Genomic DNA, 13,663 nt, shown 5'->3' on the forward strand with positions numbered 1-13,663 from the left:
TTGTACGATAGAAGCTTAGTAGATCAATTTGCTTTACTGAAAAAGTTTAATAATTTCATGTCGCAAAAATTGATGCCTTAAATTATCCCTTAAATCTTCGTGCCAAAACATACCCATTTTAATATTGGTTATCTCAAAAGGCAGAGAATGTAAGCAAATTTCATGACTATAAGACAAATGCTGCAAAATCATTCGAGGCATGGTGAGTATTGCGTCGGCTTGGGCTCCTAAAACTTGTAACGCCGTTGAATAGTTTTGACAGCGCATAAAGACATTTCTTGAAATTTTTTGATGTTGGTTTAAATAAATATCTTCAAGTAAAGCGCCTGTACGGCGTGACGAAACACCAATATGTCGACCACTAATATAGCTGGATAAATCAACTTCTTTAAGTTGACTGCAAATGACAAACTCGTCTGTTACCAAATGATCAAAGGTAATTTTTGGAGATAAGTATTGTTCTAGGTCAATCACGAAATCGAGCTGTTGTGTCGCTAAGTCAGTCATAATATGTTTTCGATCGAGTTTCATACTCACAAACTGCAAATCTAAATTAAGATTTTGAAAATGTTGAGCCAGTCTTGGAAGAATAATCGGCTCAATTTCATCATGCACGGCGATTTTTAAGTTTTTTAAGCTTGTTGGATCGAACACATGTTTCTGCTGGCTAATATTTTGGATGGTTAAAAGTGCTTGTTTCACCGTTGGGTAAATCTGCTCAGCAAAAGGAGTGGCAGACATTTTATTGCCTACTCGTATAAATACATCATCTTCAAGTTGCTGACGTAAACGCTGCAAAGCATGACTTGCCGCTGACTGCGTAATATTAAGGCTACTTGCGGCATTCGAAATACTTTTTTGCTCATAAATTGCGATAAATAGCGGATATAAATTGATATCGATTCGGTGAAAAAAACTTAGGTCTAAACCATGTAGGTTATGAATATTATTCATGATGCATTATTTAATAAAATCATTTCATTCATATTAAGTTTCAAGTTATGTTGATGTAAAGACCAGATAATGATGTGAAGGAAAAAAGAATGTTTGAACTCTCCAAGAAAGCTCAAGATTTTACCGAGCGAACAAGAAAATTTATTTTAGAAGAAATAGAACCTGTAGAAGCAAAATTTTGGGAAGAAGTTCATGAGTTAAATCCAGATGGAAACTGGAAAAAGTGGCAGTGGCCCGAGCTTTTAGAAACTCTGAAATCTAAAGCAAAGCAAGCTGGTCTTTGGAATATGTTCTTACCCGATGAAAAGCTGGGTGCAGGGTTAACTGTTCAAGAATATGCGCACATAGCTGAATTAACTGGCCGTAGCTTATTGGCACCAACCGTTTTTAACTGTAATGCACCAGATACAGGAAATATGGAATTGTTATGGCGCTATGGCAGTGAACAGCAAAAACAGCAATGGTTACAGCCTTTATTGGATGGAAAAATTCGTTCGGTTTTTTGTATGACTGAACCCGATGTTGCGTCAAGCGATGCAACCAATATGCAAGCGACTGCGCTCATCGATGGTAATGAAATTGTTTTAAATGGCAAAAAGTGGTGGTCGTCTGGTTTAGGTGACCCAAATGCTAAAGTCATTATTTTTATGGCACATACACCAGATGAAACCAAAGACCGCCATCATCAACACTCTATGGTTTTAGTACCGATTGATACGGCTGGTGTGGAAATTCAACGGATGTTACCTGTGTTTGGTGACTACGATGCGCCGCATGGACATGGTGAGGTTCACTTTAATAATGTTAGAGTGCCTATTGAAAACTTTATTGGTGGAGCGGGGCAAGGCTTCGAAATTGCACAAGGTCGTTTAGGGCCAGGGCGTATTCACCATTGCATGCGCTGTATTGGAGCTGCTGAAAAAGCGCTAGAACTCATGATTGATCGTGGCATGGCTAGAACGGCGTTTGGTAAAGAAATTTTAAAACTCGGTGGAAACCTCGAACGCGTAGCCGATGCGCGAGTCGCCATAGATCAAGCCAGACTTTTAACCTTGTATGCTGCTTATAAAATGGATACTTTAGGAAATATGGCTGCTTTAACAGAAATATCTGCAATTAAAGTGGTCGCTCCGAGTGTTTTAGAAAAAGTAGTCGACATGGCGATTCAGCTACATGGCGGTGCAGGCGTTTCAAGAGATACGCCATTAACGGGCTTCTTTGCCCAAGCACGCAGTTTACGTTTAGCTGATGGTCCAGATGAAGTACATAAAGGCATGATTGCCAAATTAGAGTTGGCCAAACGTGGTTATGGTCGTCATAAGAAAGTATAAGTTTAAAGGAAGTGAATATGTCGGTAATTGATGTAGGCGGTGAAGTACGTGAAGGTGAAGAGCTTGATATTGGGGCAGTTGAAAACTGGTTAAAAAACCAAGGTGTTGAGTTGGTTGGCCCAGCGGTCGTTACTCAATATACGGGCGGGGCGTCGAATTGGACTTATCGTTTAAAATATGAAAATACCGATTTAATTTTGCGTCGTCCTCCAAAAGGAACTAAAGCGAAGTCGGCCCACGATATGGCCCGTGAATATATGGTGCAGAAAAATCTTGCGCCTTATTATCCAGTGCTTCCTAAAATGGTGGCACTTTGTCAGGATGAATCGGTCATTGGCTGTGATTTTTATGTCATGGAACGCATTGAAGGAATTATTCCTCGTGCAAAATTACCGCCTGAACTTGGTTTTAATGAAGAAGATGTTCATCAACTTTGTGTAAACGTTATTGATAAGTTGATTGAGCTGCATCAAGTTCCTTATGAGAACACCCCTTTAGCTGAACTAGGTAAAGGAACAGGATATTGCCGTAGACAAGTTGAAGGTTGGGATAAGCGTTATGAAAAAGTCCGTACTATTAACGTTCCTTCATTTAAATATGTCCGAAAATGGCTAAATGATAATATCCCTCAAGACTCTACGACTTGTATTATTCACAATGATTGGCGTTTTGATAATGTGATTTTAGATCCAGAGCACCCAACAGAAGTGATTGGTGTATTGGATTGGGAAATGGCGACTTTGGGTGATCCATTAATGGATTTGGGTAGCGCTTTGGCCTATTGGGTCGAACCTACGGATAATATGATTTTTAGATCGACGCGCCGTCAGCCTACTCATCTAAAGGGAATGTTCTCTCGTAAAGAAGTCGTTGAATATTATTTGCAAAAAACAGGTCTGGAGCCTCAAAACTGGGCTTTTTATGAAGTCTTCGGTGTATTCCGTTTAGCAGTGATTGCCCAGCAAATCTATTATCGCTATTACCACAAGCAAACCCGAAATCCTGCTTTTAAAGATTTCTGGATTGTCATTCATGCGCTACATATTCGAGCTTTAAAACTTATTGCGCAACAAAAACTCCAAGAATCTGAATTTGCTCAGCAATCTCTACAGAAAATACAGGGTATTTTAAGAAAATGACCACAATTTATCTGGTAAGACATGGGCAGGCATCATTTGGTAAAAGTAACTATGATGAACTGTCTGAAAATGGTGAGGCTCAAGCGACGTTATTAGGACAATATTTTAAGCAAATATTGAAAGAACAACCTTATGTGGTTGCAGGAACCATGCAGCGTCATGAACAAACCGCACAACTTGCACTTAATGAATGCTTCCCAGATACAGTAATTCATCATAATAATTTATGGAATGAGTTTAACCACCAACAGGTTTTTGCACGTTATGAGCCACGTTTTGAACAGCCTGAGTTGTTAAAAGCTGACGTAGCACAAGAACAGAATCCTCGCGCGTATCTGGCCAAAATATTTGAAGGCGCTATTGGACGATGGACAGATGGAGATTTTCATCATGAATATGATGAGTCTTGGCCACACTTTAAAGAAAGAGTCGAAACAGCATTGCAGCAACTTTGTGATGAGTTAGCAAAAACCAAACCTCGCTATGCAATTGTTTTTACATCTGGTGGTGTGATTTCTGTAGCAATCGGCAAATTGCTTGAACTTAGCCCCAATCGAACTTTTGCGTTGAATTGGGCAATTGCGAATACAAGCCTCACGACTTTGCGGTTGGTTGGAAATGAAGCTCAGGTTTTAAGTTTAAATGAACATCATTTTATAAAAGCTGAGCGTCCAGATTTACTGACATGGATTTAAAAATAAGGATAAAAGCATGGCAAAGACAATTTTAATTACAGGTGCAAGTTCTGGTTTAGGCGCAGGTATGGCGCATGAATTTGCAGCCAAAGGTTATAACTTGGCGATTTGTGCACGCCGTTTAGACAGATTGGAAGATTTAAAAACTGAACTTGAAAATGAGTACGGTATAAAAGTAATTGCAAAAAGTCTGGATGTAACTAATTACGATCAGGTTTTTGAAGTATTTCGCGCTTTTAAACAAGAATTTGGCTATTTAGACCGAATTATTGTAAATGCGGGAGTGGGCAATGGCCGCCGTATTGGTAAAGGTAATTTTGAAATTAACAGAGCCACAGCTGAAACAAACTTTATCTCTGCTTTAGCACAGTGTGAAGCAGCAGTTGAAATTTTTAGAGAGCAAAACGCAGGTCATTTGGTGGTGATGTCATCCATGAGTGCTATGCGCGGATTACCAAAACATTTATCGACCTATGCAGCAAGTAAAGCTGCGGTCGCTCACTTGGCCGAAGGTATTCGTGCTGAATTACTGGATACACCAATTAAAGTCTCAACCATTTTCCCAGGTTACATTCGCACTGAAATGAATGAAGGTGCTAAACATTTACCTTTTGAAGTAGATGCCAAAACAGGATGTAAAGCTTTGGTCAAAGCGATCGAAAAGCAACCTGTAAAAGCTTATGTGCCACAGTGGCCGTGGTTACCCATGAGTATTGCCATGAAGGTTTTGCCTTTAAAGTTGGTCAATAAATTAGGATAAACATTACCCCCTAAAATTAGGGGGTAATGTTTATTTAGAACTTTTTGGTGTAATTAACAAATATACGGTCTTCACCAAAGTCATTGCCGTGTTTTACATTGTAATCAATACGAATATATTGCAGAGCCACGCCTTTTAAGAATGGCTGTTGAAATGCATAGTTTAAAATCACATTAGACTCGGTTTCATGGTTCTTTTCACCATTGGCTGCTTTAAAGTCATGGCCGTAAACATATTTCACCATCGCATTTAGGCCCGGCACATAGTCTTTAAAGTCGTAGCCGTACATGACATGGTAAGACTTTTCATCTTCTTTAAAGAAGCCAGTGGCATTCCAGTTAATGAAATAGGTTTCTGGTAAGAAGCCATCCGGTAGCGGGTAAGCCGACTCTCCAATAATTTGTTGGTAACCCAAACCAAAGGTATGGTTTTTTACTTTGAGCGTTTCTAGTACCCCGATGTTTTGCGCATCAATATCAAAAGTGTTGCCATCATCTTGTGCATTGAAGTATTTAAACTTAGACGTAAGAGCGAAATTAGGTTGTTTCCAATTATGCTCAAACCCTACATAGTGTTTGTTGTAGAGGTCTTCCAAATTACCGAAGTAATATTCACCCTTGAGTGACGGCGTGAATTGATAGCGCAGATCTATGTAGTTCAGGCCATCAGATTCTTTAGTAATTCCATTTGATGTGAAAGAAAACTTTTTAAAGTCTTCTTCATTTCGTGGCGACACTTTTTCCACTCGGCCAATTTCAGCATAGAGTTGATCTGAAAGTTGTGACTTTAAGTTAGTTCCCCAATACGAAGTGAGTAACTGACGACTAGCATCGACTGCCGTTACAGGTAAATCGAGCCAGAGTTCACCGACACTTAAAAGTGTTTTGTCATAGCCGAGTTTTAAGGTCGCGCCGTATTTTAAATAGTCTGAAGCCTGAGATTGCGTTTCTTTATTAAAAGGCAAAACTGTGTCAGCGACATGTTTGTCTGAACTCAAGCGCACGGCGTATTGAACCGATGCATCGGCCCCAATAGTGATTGGCTTGTCTGCTATGACTAACGGAGTGTCATGCATTTTCGATTTATAAAATAAAGACGCTGCCTGAGACCAACTGCCAGTATCTTTTAAGGCATCATTATCAAAATCACGGTTGATATAGGCATTTTTTAAAGTGAATTTCCATTCATCTTCAGTTTGCTGATTTGGATTTGCGGCCCATGAGTTGCTACACATCAGTAATAAAGTGGCAACAGCTAAAGTGTGTGGTTTAAAACGGTGAAATAATTCCATAATCCATTTTCCAGATGTATGCCAATCCTCGGCACTACGCAATTTTGAGTATTTTGGTACTCTCTAAGCGTTTAGTTAGAGAGTACATTTGGTGAGACCTATTAATTTAATTTTTCAACCTTCATGCTTTCACTAAAGAATTTGCAGCCTTTAAAAAGCAGAATTAGAGCCAGTACACACGACAGACCACCTACAATAGATAAAGAAGAACCCACCATTAACGGACTACCAAAAACTTTATCTGTGATAATGGCCACCAATGTTGTACCAATGCCGAGCCCAATTAAGTTACTCACCAAAAGGAAGAGGGCAGAAAGGCGTGCTCTAAATTGGTTTGGGGCTAACATTTGCAAAGCAGTTGCTGAAATTACTAGAGGGAAAGATGCAAAGAACATTGCAGGAATCAGTAAGCTAACTGAAAGCCAGAGTTGATCTGTTTGGGTAAAAAATGTAATTGGAATAATCAGTCCAACAATACCAATTACACCAGTGAACATAGGTGCATCTTGGCGACCTTTTTTAATAAACCAGTCATTTAGCCAACCTGCACAAAATACGCCTAATGTATTTGCAATTAACAGAATCGTACCAAGCATGTAACCTGTTTCAGTCGGCGCGAGTTGAAACTTTCGAATATAAAATGCAGGTGTCCAGCTAGTTAGGCTGTAGAGTGCCATTGCATAAAAGGTAAAACCTAAATAATGACAAGCAAATGTTTTCGAATGTTTTTTAATAAACTGAAGGCATTGTGTGAATTTAACTTGGTCAACTTGTCCATTTTGGTTGAGTTGCTGGCCTTTACGTGCAGGGTCTTTAACGGTGAGGATAAAGAGCAAACCAATAATAATGCCGGGTAAACCCACCACTAAAAAGGCAATTTGCCATGCTTTAAGGGCACCTAATAAAGGAACCTCAATGAGTGTCACGCCTTTAAGCAGGTTAATCACATAACCGCCAACTAAAAAGGCGATACCTCCACCTAAGAAAGCGCCAATTGAATAGATCCCGACAGCACGCCCTAGTTTGTCTTTACTAAACATGTCGCTAAACATTGAATAAGCCGCTGGAGATAAAGCCGCTTCACCGACACCTACCGCCATACGGCTTAAGAACAGTTGAATAAAGTTTTTACTTAAACCACAAGTTGCTGTTGCCAGACTCCAAACAATAATCCCGATTGAAATTAGTTTTGGTCGGGAAAAACGGTCGGCAATGTAGGCTAAGGGTAATCCCATCACCGCGTAAAACAGCGAAAAGGCCAGCCCATGTAACAAACTAAATTGGGTATCTGAAAGTTGGAGATCTGCTTTGATGGGTTCAATCATCAGTGCCAGAATTTGGCGGTCAATAAATGAAAATATATATGCCACCATACAAAGTATGACCACATACCATGCATAAGCATTGCTTTTCTTTTGTGTCCTTTCAACAGCGATATTACTTTGGTTCATACACTTAATCCTTATGTATAAAACGCTTTAAAGAAATTGATATCTAACTTTTATTATTCCTCTAAAGTTTTCGATATTTCCCCCTTTTAGATAAGAATAATAAATAGGCTAGAAATGAGTAATTTGGTCTCGTACAGACCGGAAGAGTGCGTCTAAACCCATTAGGAGTTAATGGGATTTTTAAAATCATGGAATTATTATTTTCTTTTTATATGTAAAATTCCATTACTTATTGAGTATGTTAGAATACCTAAAAAGTATGTTAAGTAATTATATATAGATAAGTTTGCGGTATAAAAAATTGATTTTATTTGTTTTTATTGTTTTAACGAAAGAGCAGTTATAGAAAAAGAACTTTTAACTGCTCTAAGAAAGCTAATTTATCATAATGAGAAATATTTAACTGGATGGCATCAGGTCAAATAATTTCTTTAACTGGTTATTTAAATTATGTAGCTCGTCTTCTGAAAAAGCGTTAAGGATGCCTGCCAAGGTAACCACACTAATCTGATTAATCTGTTCAACTAACTCAATACCTTTGGGAGTTAATTTCACCATCGAGATGCGTTCATCTGAAGTAGAAGAGTAGACCTCGACAATTCCATCTTCTACCAAGCGATATACCGCTTTGGTTGCCGTCGTTAACTTTAAAGTAGAAAGATTGGCGATGTCGGTGATACTGGCTTCCCCAAGGGCATTAGTGCTTAAAATAATTTTACGGCGCGTATTATCAATACCTAGCTTTTTTATTGATTTTTCAATCAGTTGCGAATACTTTCCATTCACTTGGGAAACCCAAAAAAAAGGGAAATTTTGAATACTCGACGGTTCTTTATTAGGAAGAAATTGTTCTAAATGATCAAGCATAGCTAAGCAATAACTTAGTGAAAAAAGGGTAATCCTATTATAAACAAAATTTTGCATATTTCCTTGAGAACAAATTATAAAAAATACTTGACAATTCCATTAAATTTTCCCATATTTTGATTAATGGATAAAAATACATGGAAAAGTGAATGAATCTTATTAGCCAAAGCGTGCACAAAGGAAGTGGCAAGCTCAAGGTCATGGTTAAGGACACAATTGATATTCAAGGTCTAAAAACCATTGCTGGCAGTCGAGCTTTATTAAATGTTGAACCTGCTCAAGATGATGCTGAAGTGGTTAAAAACATTTTAAAAGCTGACTGTGAAATTATTGCGAAAACGAACTTGCACGAATTGGCTTTTGGTATTACAGGCATTAACCATGCTTTTGGTACACCGATTAACCCTAAATATCCTGAACTTATTCCAGGCGGTTCTTCGAGTGGTTCGGCTGCAGCAGTTGCTGCTAAAAAAGCTGATTTTACTTTAGGTACAGACACGGGCGGCTCTATCCGCATGCCCGCTGCATGTTGCGGAGTTTTTGGTTTAAAACCGACTTTTGGTCGGGTAAGTCGCAAAGGCGTATATCCACCGTCAAGTTCTTTAGATTGCGTTGGTCCTTTTGCAAATTCAGTCGAGATGATTGAAAAGGCCATGCAAATTATTGATCCAACTTTCAAGCCTTCTGCATGTACTAGCGCACCAAAACTTGCTGTTCTAGATGTAAAAGCAGATGAAGTCGTTTGGAATTGTATTTATCAAGCATTTCAAAAAGCCAATTTACAGACTACTTCAGAAAAAGTTGAACATTTTGAAGATGCTTATGATGCAGGCATGCAAATTATTAATTATGAAAATTGGCAAGCTTTTGGTGAGTTAACTCAAACTGGCTTAATTGGTTCTGATGTAAATGGTCGTTTATTAAAAGCGGCACACACCACTTTAGAGCAAGTAAAACAAGCAGAAGTTGTGAGAGCGCACCTCACCCAAGAACTCGATGCTTTATTAGAAAAATATGATGCATTGGTTTTACCGACACTTCCACAAATTCCACCAAAAGTTTCAGAAGCTGAAAACACGGTCGCTTTTTTGAATCTTACAGGTTTAGTTCGACCATTTAATTTATCAGGACATCCAGCCATTTCAGTGCCACTTGAAACCAGTGAAGGTTTACCTGTGGGCCTACAGATCGTATCGAAGCATCAAAAAGATGAGCAATTATGCGCTATAGCTAAATTTTGTGTTGATGCAATGCAATAAATTACAAGGAGTTAGATGATGAATAAGTTATCTAAAATGGAGTTTGCTTCTCAAGACAAAACAGTTGACTTAGAGGCTTTGTGTCAAGAAATTCGTGAGCGTGCCTGTACAGGTGAATTTGATAATCAGGCGTATGTGAGTCAAGACATTATCGAAAAACTTAAACAAATTGGTGTTTATCGTGCCTTGGTGCCTAAACGTTTTGGCGGGGAAGAATGGTCACCACGTCAGTTTTGTGAGTTGATCGAAACTTTATCTAAAGCTGATGGTTCAGTGGGTTGGGTGGCAAGTTTCGGTATGAGTCCTGCGTATTTAGGAAGTTTGCCTGAAGAAACACTTAAAGAGTTGTACCAAAACGGACCAGATGTCGTATTTGCCGGAGGTATTTTTCCACCGCAACCAGCTGAAATTACCGATGAAGGTGTAGTGGTTCGTGGGCGTTGGAAATTTTCAAGCGGTTGTATGGGAGCGGACATTGTTGGTGTGGGGATTTCACCGCTTAAAAACAATGAAATGCAAGGCTTACCACGTATGGCAGTGATGCCTGCCAAAAAAGCCAAAATCGAAATGACTTGGGACACCGTTGGCCTAAAAGGTACAGGAAGCCATGACTTAGTCGTCGAAGATGTATTAGTCGAAAAGAAATGGACCTTTGTACGTGGTGAACCTTCGAAACTCAGTGAGCCATTTTTTAAATATCCGTCACTTTCGTTAGCGACGCAAGTATTAACCGTGGTGGGTATTGGTGTTGCAGCTGCTGCATTAGAAGAATTTGAAAAATTAGCACCAGGTAAAGCATCGATTACAGGCGGTTCAGAAATTGCAAATCGTCCAGTGACTCAATATGAGTTTGCTCAAGCTGATGCAGAATTTCAGGCTGCAAAATCTTGGTTTTATCAAACCATGGATATTGTTTGGAATGAAATTGTTGCTGGTCGTGAAGCAACTGCTGAACAAATTAGCGATATGCGTTTGGCATGTACACATGCAGCGCGAGTTTGCGCCAAAGTCACCCGAAAAATGCAAATGCTCGCAGGCATGACAGCAATTTATACCAACAATCCATTTAGCCGTTTTGTGAATGACACCAACGTAGTGACTCAGCATGCCTTTATGGGCGATGCGACTTTACAAAATGCAGGCTCAATCAGTTTCGGGTTAAAACCAACCCCAGGTTATTTATAAGTTTAATTTTTAAAAGGATATTGAAATGGAAGCTAAAAAATCATTACGCGTCTTGTTCTGCATGGGTATTAACCAAAACTTTTTTGATGCAGAGCCAGCTGAAGCCAAAGCGGTTTGGGCAGCGTTTGGTGAAATGTGGAATGGCATTCATGACTTACCGGGCGTACATGTTTTTGGAAATCTTGATGATGACCAAAGCATGGTTGGCCCAAGTACGGGATGGCCTTGGACAACTTACTTGCTTGCAGATGTTCCGGATATTGAAACCGTACACGCGGCTTGTAACTTGTTTAGAACGACCGTGGTGGGTGAAGGGCCATACAAACTTTGGAAATATTGCAAAGTTGAAGCTCGTGTTGGGCGTGAATTGATTATCCAACGTTAAGGCGATGGCAATGACTGACAAAGTGAATATGGCAGAAATCATAGAGCGACTAGAACAGTTAGAAGCGCACAACGCCATTCGTAACTGCCTGAACCGCTATATGGAAATCTGCGACGAGCTCAATGCAAATACAGACCTTGACGAGCTGATGAATCTTTTTGATCAGGACTGTATTTGGGAAGGCGTTGGCGAAAAATATGCCAAATCTTTTGGCCGTTATGCTTCTTGGCAGTCGATTTACGACATGTTTAAAAGCTATACCCAAAAAGAATCTCACTTTGTCATGAATGCACACTTTGTAAATTCAGAACAAATTTATGTAAATCAAAATGATGCAAATGCTTCATGGCTGATGTTGCAGACTTCAACGTTTAAAGATGGCCGTAGTCATCTGAATACAGCAAAGCTCAATGTGAAGTTTCAAAAGCAAGCAGATGGAACATGGAAAATTAAACATTTCCAAACACAGAATATTTTCAGTCGTCCCGTATCGCATTGGCACAGTGAAGCTGAATTGCCGATACCTTCCCAGGAATGACCCAGGACATATTTAAAAGGACTATTGATATGAACAGTATTATCCCGACGCATAACATTGGCACTGATTACGATGCTTTGGTTCAAAGTGACCGTGCCCATACTTCTCTTTATAAAGATGAACGAATTTTTGATGAAGAAATGGAAAAAATCTTTTATAGCACTTGGGTGTGGGTTGCACATGCGAGTGAAATTCCGGAAGGTGGAAGCTATAAAACCATTAATATCGGTAAACAGCCTGTTGTTGTGGTGCGTGACCGTAAAAAGAAAGTCCATGTACTTTTAAATCGTTGTCGTCACCGTGCAGCAACTGTATGTGAACATAAGAAAGGAAAAACCAACAGTTTTGTATGTCCGTACCACGGTTGGAGTTATGCACTTGACGGTAGTTTACGTGGTGTGCCATCTCCGGAAAGCTACGGCGATTGTTTAGATAAATCAGAATTACCGTTGGTGAGTCTACGTGTAGAAGAATATAACGGCATGATCTTCGCTTCATTTAAAGAAGACATCCAACCGCTTGATGAGTTCCTTGGGCCAGCAAAAAAATGGATTGACCTGTTTATGAAACAAGGTGCGGGTTATCCAATTAAAGTGTTAGGTGAACATCGTTTCCGTTTCCCGGGTAACTGGAAAATCCAGCTTGAAAATACCACTGATGCATATCACTTCCCGTTGGTACACAAGTCGTTCTTAAGTTCTGTAGATGAAAAAACAGAAGAACTCTTTAACTTCGAAAACCAACCGGGCTTTGTTGAAGACTTAGGTAATGGTCACAGTGTCATGGTGATGATTCCTGAACTGGTTGATCTAGACGAAGAGCTTATGGAACGTCCAATTCAAGAGCGTTTCGAAGACTTGGCTCAAGCTTTGCGCGACGAAGGCCATGAAGAGTTAGAAGTACGCCGTATTGTTCGAGCAGTTGGTGGTTCTGGCTTTAACTTAAATTTATTCCCGAATATTGCATGTTCGATGGCGTTCTTCCGAGTGTTACAGCCAATTTCAGTTGCTGAAACAGAAATTCATCACTCGGTAATTACGATGGATGGCGGTCCACAAATTGCCAATCAATATCGCTTACGTTTGCATGAGCATTTCCAAGGTCCATTTGGTTTTGGCACACCAGATGACTCCGAAGCTTGGGAGCGCGTACAACACGGCGCCAATGCGGGTAATGATTTATGGATTATGCTCAACCGCGGTTTACCGGGCGAAGTCAAAACCGAAGATGGCTTAAAAAGTGATGTCAGTGCTGAAACAGGTATGCGTGCAGCATATCAGCAGTGGAAAAAGATGATGACGGCTTAAGGAGAGAGCAATGAATATGAATCTGCAATTATTAAATGAAGTCACTGCTTTCATCTGGGCCGAAGCAGATATGTTAGACCACAGCGAGTACCGTGAATGGCTTAATTTATGGAATGAAAAAGGGGTTTATATCATTCCAATTGACCCGAACCTCACAGACTACGAAAACAACTTAAATTATGCCTATGACGATAATCATATGCGTACTTTACGTGTACAGCGTCTTGAAAATGGTGAAGCAATTTCTACAGCGCCTAAAGCAAATACTGTGCGTAGCATTTCTCGTGTACGAGTGATTCAAGATCAGGATGATGAAATCGTTTTACGCTGTGCTCAAAACTTACGTGAATTCCGTAAAGAAAACCTCAAGCATTACACGGCCGATATTACCTACCATCTAACTCGTGATGCGACTACAGGTTTTAAGATTAACCGTAAAATCATTAACTTGGTTAACTCAACCGATACCTTAGCTGGTATTAGCTACATTCTTTAGGAGCG

14 protein-coding genes are annotated in these 13,663 nt (G+C 39.7%); 10 read left to right on the forward strand and 4 right to left on the reverse strand.

Features of this window, described 5'->3' with window-relative positions:
* Window positions 1-33 precede the first annotated feature (33 nt).
* Window positions 34-954, reverse strand: coding sequence for a LysR family transcriptional regulator (locus ACYU0V_RS08085; protein WP_130625744.1), 921 nt, complete (start codon window positions 952-954; stop codon window positions 34-36).
* Window positions 955-1,043: 89 nt separating this feature from the next.
* Between ACYU0V_RS08085 and ACYU0V_RS08090 the strand changes: the two genes are divergently transcribed.
* From ACYU0V_RS08090 to ACYU0V_RS08105, 4 genes are read left to right on the forward strand one after another with little or no spacing between them, the layout of a single operon-like run.
* A complete protein-coding gene (locus tag ACYU0V_RS08090) occupies window positions 1,044-2,285 on the forward strand; it encodes an acyl-CoA dehydrogenase family protein (RefSeq protein ID WP_461849703.1) in 1,242 nt (413 codons plus the stop codon).
* A 17-nt stretch (window positions 2,286-2,302) separates the two neighbouring features.
* Window positions 2,303-3,424, forward strand: a complete 1,122-nt coding sequence (locus ACYU0V_RS08095) for a phosphotransferase family protein (RefSeq protein WP_017481015.1) — start codon at window positions 2,303-2,305, stop codon at window positions 3,422-3,424.
* Window positions 3,421-4,119, forward strand: coding sequence for a histidine phosphatase family protein (locus ACYU0V_RS08100; protein ID WP_017481016.1), 699 nt, complete (start codon window positions 3,421-3,423; stop codon window positions 4,117-4,119). Before ACYU0V_RS08095 ends, ACYU0V_RS08100 begins: the two co-directional genes overlap by 4 nt.
* 16 nt (window positions 4,120-4,135) lie before the next feature.
* Window positions 4,136-4,879 carry an SDR family oxidoreductase gene (locus ACYU0V_RS08105; RefSeq protein ID WP_057062295.1) on the forward strand — a complete coding sequence of 248 codons (744 nt, stop codon included), beginning with the start codon at window positions 4,136-4,138 and terminating at the stop codon, window positions 4,877-4,879.
* Window positions 4,880-4,913: 34 nt separating this feature from the next.
* Here ACYU0V_RS08105 and ACYU0V_RS08110 read toward each other — a convergent pair whose 3' ends face one another.
* The 3 genes from ACYU0V_RS08110 to ACYU0V_RS08120 all read right to left on the reverse strand — a co-directional run bounded on the left by ACYU0V_RS08110 (window position 4,914) and on the right by ACYU0V_RS08120 (window position 8,488).
* Window positions 4,914-6,170 (reverse strand): OprD family outer membrane porin, encoded by a 1,257-nt coding sequence (locus tag ACYU0V_RS08110; RefSeq protein WP_325792224.1) that lies wholly within the window; start codon window positions 6,168-6,170, stop codon window positions 4,914-4,916.
* A gap of 101 nt (window positions 6,171-6,271) precedes the next feature.
* Window positions 6,272-7,621: a spinster family MFS transporter gene (locus tag ACYU0V_RS08115; RefSeq protein ID WP_461849707.1), complete on the reverse strand. Its 1,350-nt coding sequence runs from the start codon at window positions 7,619-7,621 to the stop codon at window positions 6,272-6,274.
* 399 nt (window positions 7,622-8,020) lie between these two features.
* The gene (locus ACYU0V_RS08120; protein ID WP_075383091.1) at window positions 8,021-8,488 is read right to left on the reverse strand and encodes a MarR family winged helix-turn-helix transcriptional regulator; all 468 of its coding nucleotides are present in this window, start codon (window positions 8,486-8,488) and stop codon (window positions 8,021-8,023) included.
* A 149-nt stretch (window positions 8,489-8,637) separates the two neighbouring features.
* Here ACYU0V_RS08120 and ACYU0V_RS08125 point away from each other — a divergent pair, with 149 nt between their 5' ends.
* The 6 genes from ACYU0V_RS08125 to ACYU0V_RS08150 are packed head-to-tail and all read left to right on the forward strand — an operon-like array spanning window position 8,638 to window position 13,658.
* Window positions 8,638-9,747 carry an amidase gene (locus ACYU0V_RS08125; protein ID WP_461849709.1) on the forward strand — a complete coding sequence of 370 codons (1,110 nt, stop codon included), beginning with the start codon at window positions 8,638-8,640 and terminating at the stop codon, window positions 9,745-9,747.
* Window positions 9,748-9,783: 36 nt separating this feature from the next.
* On the forward strand, window positions 9,784-10,932 hold the full coding sequence (locus ACYU0V_RS08130) for an acyl-CoA dehydrogenase family protein (RefSeq protein WP_080612885.1): 1,149 nt from the start codon (window positions 9,784-9,786) through the stop codon (window positions 10,930-10,932).
* A 25-nt stretch (window positions 10,933-10,957) separates the two neighbouring features.
* Window positions 10,958-11,317, forward strand: coding sequence for a hypothetical protein (locus tag ACYU0V_RS08135; RefSeq protein ID WP_017481023.1), 360 nt, complete (start codon window positions 10,958-10,960; stop codon window positions 11,315-11,317).
* 4 nt (window positions 11,318-11,321) lie between these two features.
* Window positions 11,322-11,855 carry a nuclear transport factor 2 family protein gene (locus ACYU0V_RS08140; RefSeq protein ID WP_325792226.1) on the forward strand — a complete coding sequence of 178 codons (534 nt, stop codon included), beginning with the start codon at window positions 11,322-11,324 and terminating at the stop codon, window positions 11,853-11,855.
* A gap of 29 nt (window positions 11,856-11,884) precedes the next feature.
* Window positions 11,885-13,162 (forward strand): aromatic ring-hydroxylating oxygenase subunit alpha, encoded by a 1,278-nt coding sequence (locus tag ACYU0V_RS08145; RefSeq protein ID WP_199977603.1) that lies wholly within the window; start codon window positions 11,885-11,887, stop codon window positions 13,160-13,162.
* Between the two features lie 10 nt (window positions 13,163-13,172).
* Complete coding sequence (locus ACYU0V_RS08150) at window positions 13,173-13,658, forward strand: aromatic-ring-hydroxylating dioxygenase subunit beta (protein ID WP_087088245.1); 486 nt, start codon at window positions 13,173-13,175, stop codon at window positions 13,656-13,658.
* Window positions 13,659-13,663 lie beyond the last annotated feature (5 nt).

Source organism: Acinetobacter sp. X9 (assembly GCF_054889255.1).

Bases quoted from the DNA above. Each gene is read 5' to 3' on its own strand.
- ACYU0V_RS08105 (WP_057062295.1), top strand. From the start codon at position 4,136: ATGGCAAAGACAATTTTAATTACAGGTGCAAGTTCTGGTTTAGGCGCA.
- ACYU0V_RS08150 (WP_087088245.1), top strand. From the start codon at position 13,173: ATGAATATGAATCTGCAATTATTAAATGAAGTCACTGCTTTCATCTGG.
- ACYU0V_RS08085 (WP_130625744.1), bottom strand. From the start codon at position 954: ATGAATAATATTCATAACCTACATGGTTTAGACCTAAGTTTTTTTCAC.
- ACYU0V_RS08110 (WP_325792224.1), bottom strand. From the start codon at position 6,170: ATGGAATTATTTCACCGTTTTAAACCACACACTTTAGCTGTTGCCACT.
- ACYU0V_RS08145 (WP_199977603.1), top strand. From the start codon at position 11,885: ATGAACAGTATTATCCCGACGCATAACATTGGCACTGATTACGATGCT.
- ACYU0V_RS08120 (WP_075383091.1), bottom strand. From the start codon at position 8,488: ATGCTTGATCATTTAGAACAATTTCTTCCTAATAAAGAACCGTCGAGT.
- ACYU0V_RS08095 (WP_017481015.1), top strand. From the start codon at position 2,303: ATGTCGGTAATTGATGTAGGCGGTGAAGTACGTGAAGGTGAAGAGCTT.
- ACYU0V_RS08130 (WP_080612885.1), top strand. From the start codon at position 9,784: ATGGAGTTTGCTTCTCAAGACAAAACAGTTGACTTAGAGGCTTTGTGT.
- ACYU0V_RS08135 (WP_017481023.1), top strand. From the start codon at position 10,958: ATGGAAGCTAAAAAATCATTACGCGTCTTGTTCTGCATGGGTATTAAC.
- ACYU0V_RS08140 (WP_325792226.1), top strand. From the start codon at position 11,322: ATGGCAATGACTGACAAAGTGAATATGGCAGAAATCATAGAGCGACTA.
- ACYU0V_RS08100 (WP_017481016.1), top strand. From the start codon at position 3,421: ATGACCACAATTTATCTGGTAAGACATGGGCAGGCATCATTTGGTAAA.
- ACYU0V_RS08090 (WP_461849703.1), top strand. From the start codon at position 1,044: ATGTTTGAACTCTCCAAGAAAGCTCAAGATTTTACCGAGCGAACAAGA.
- ACYU0V_RS08115 (WP_461849707.1), bottom strand. From the start codon at position 7,621: ATGAACCAAAGTAATATCGCTGTTGAAAGGACACAAAAGAAAAGCAAT.
- ACYU0V_RS08125 (WP_461849709.1), top strand. From the start codon at position 8,638: ATGAATCTTATTAGCCAAAGCGTGCACAAAGGAAGTGGCAAGCTCAAG.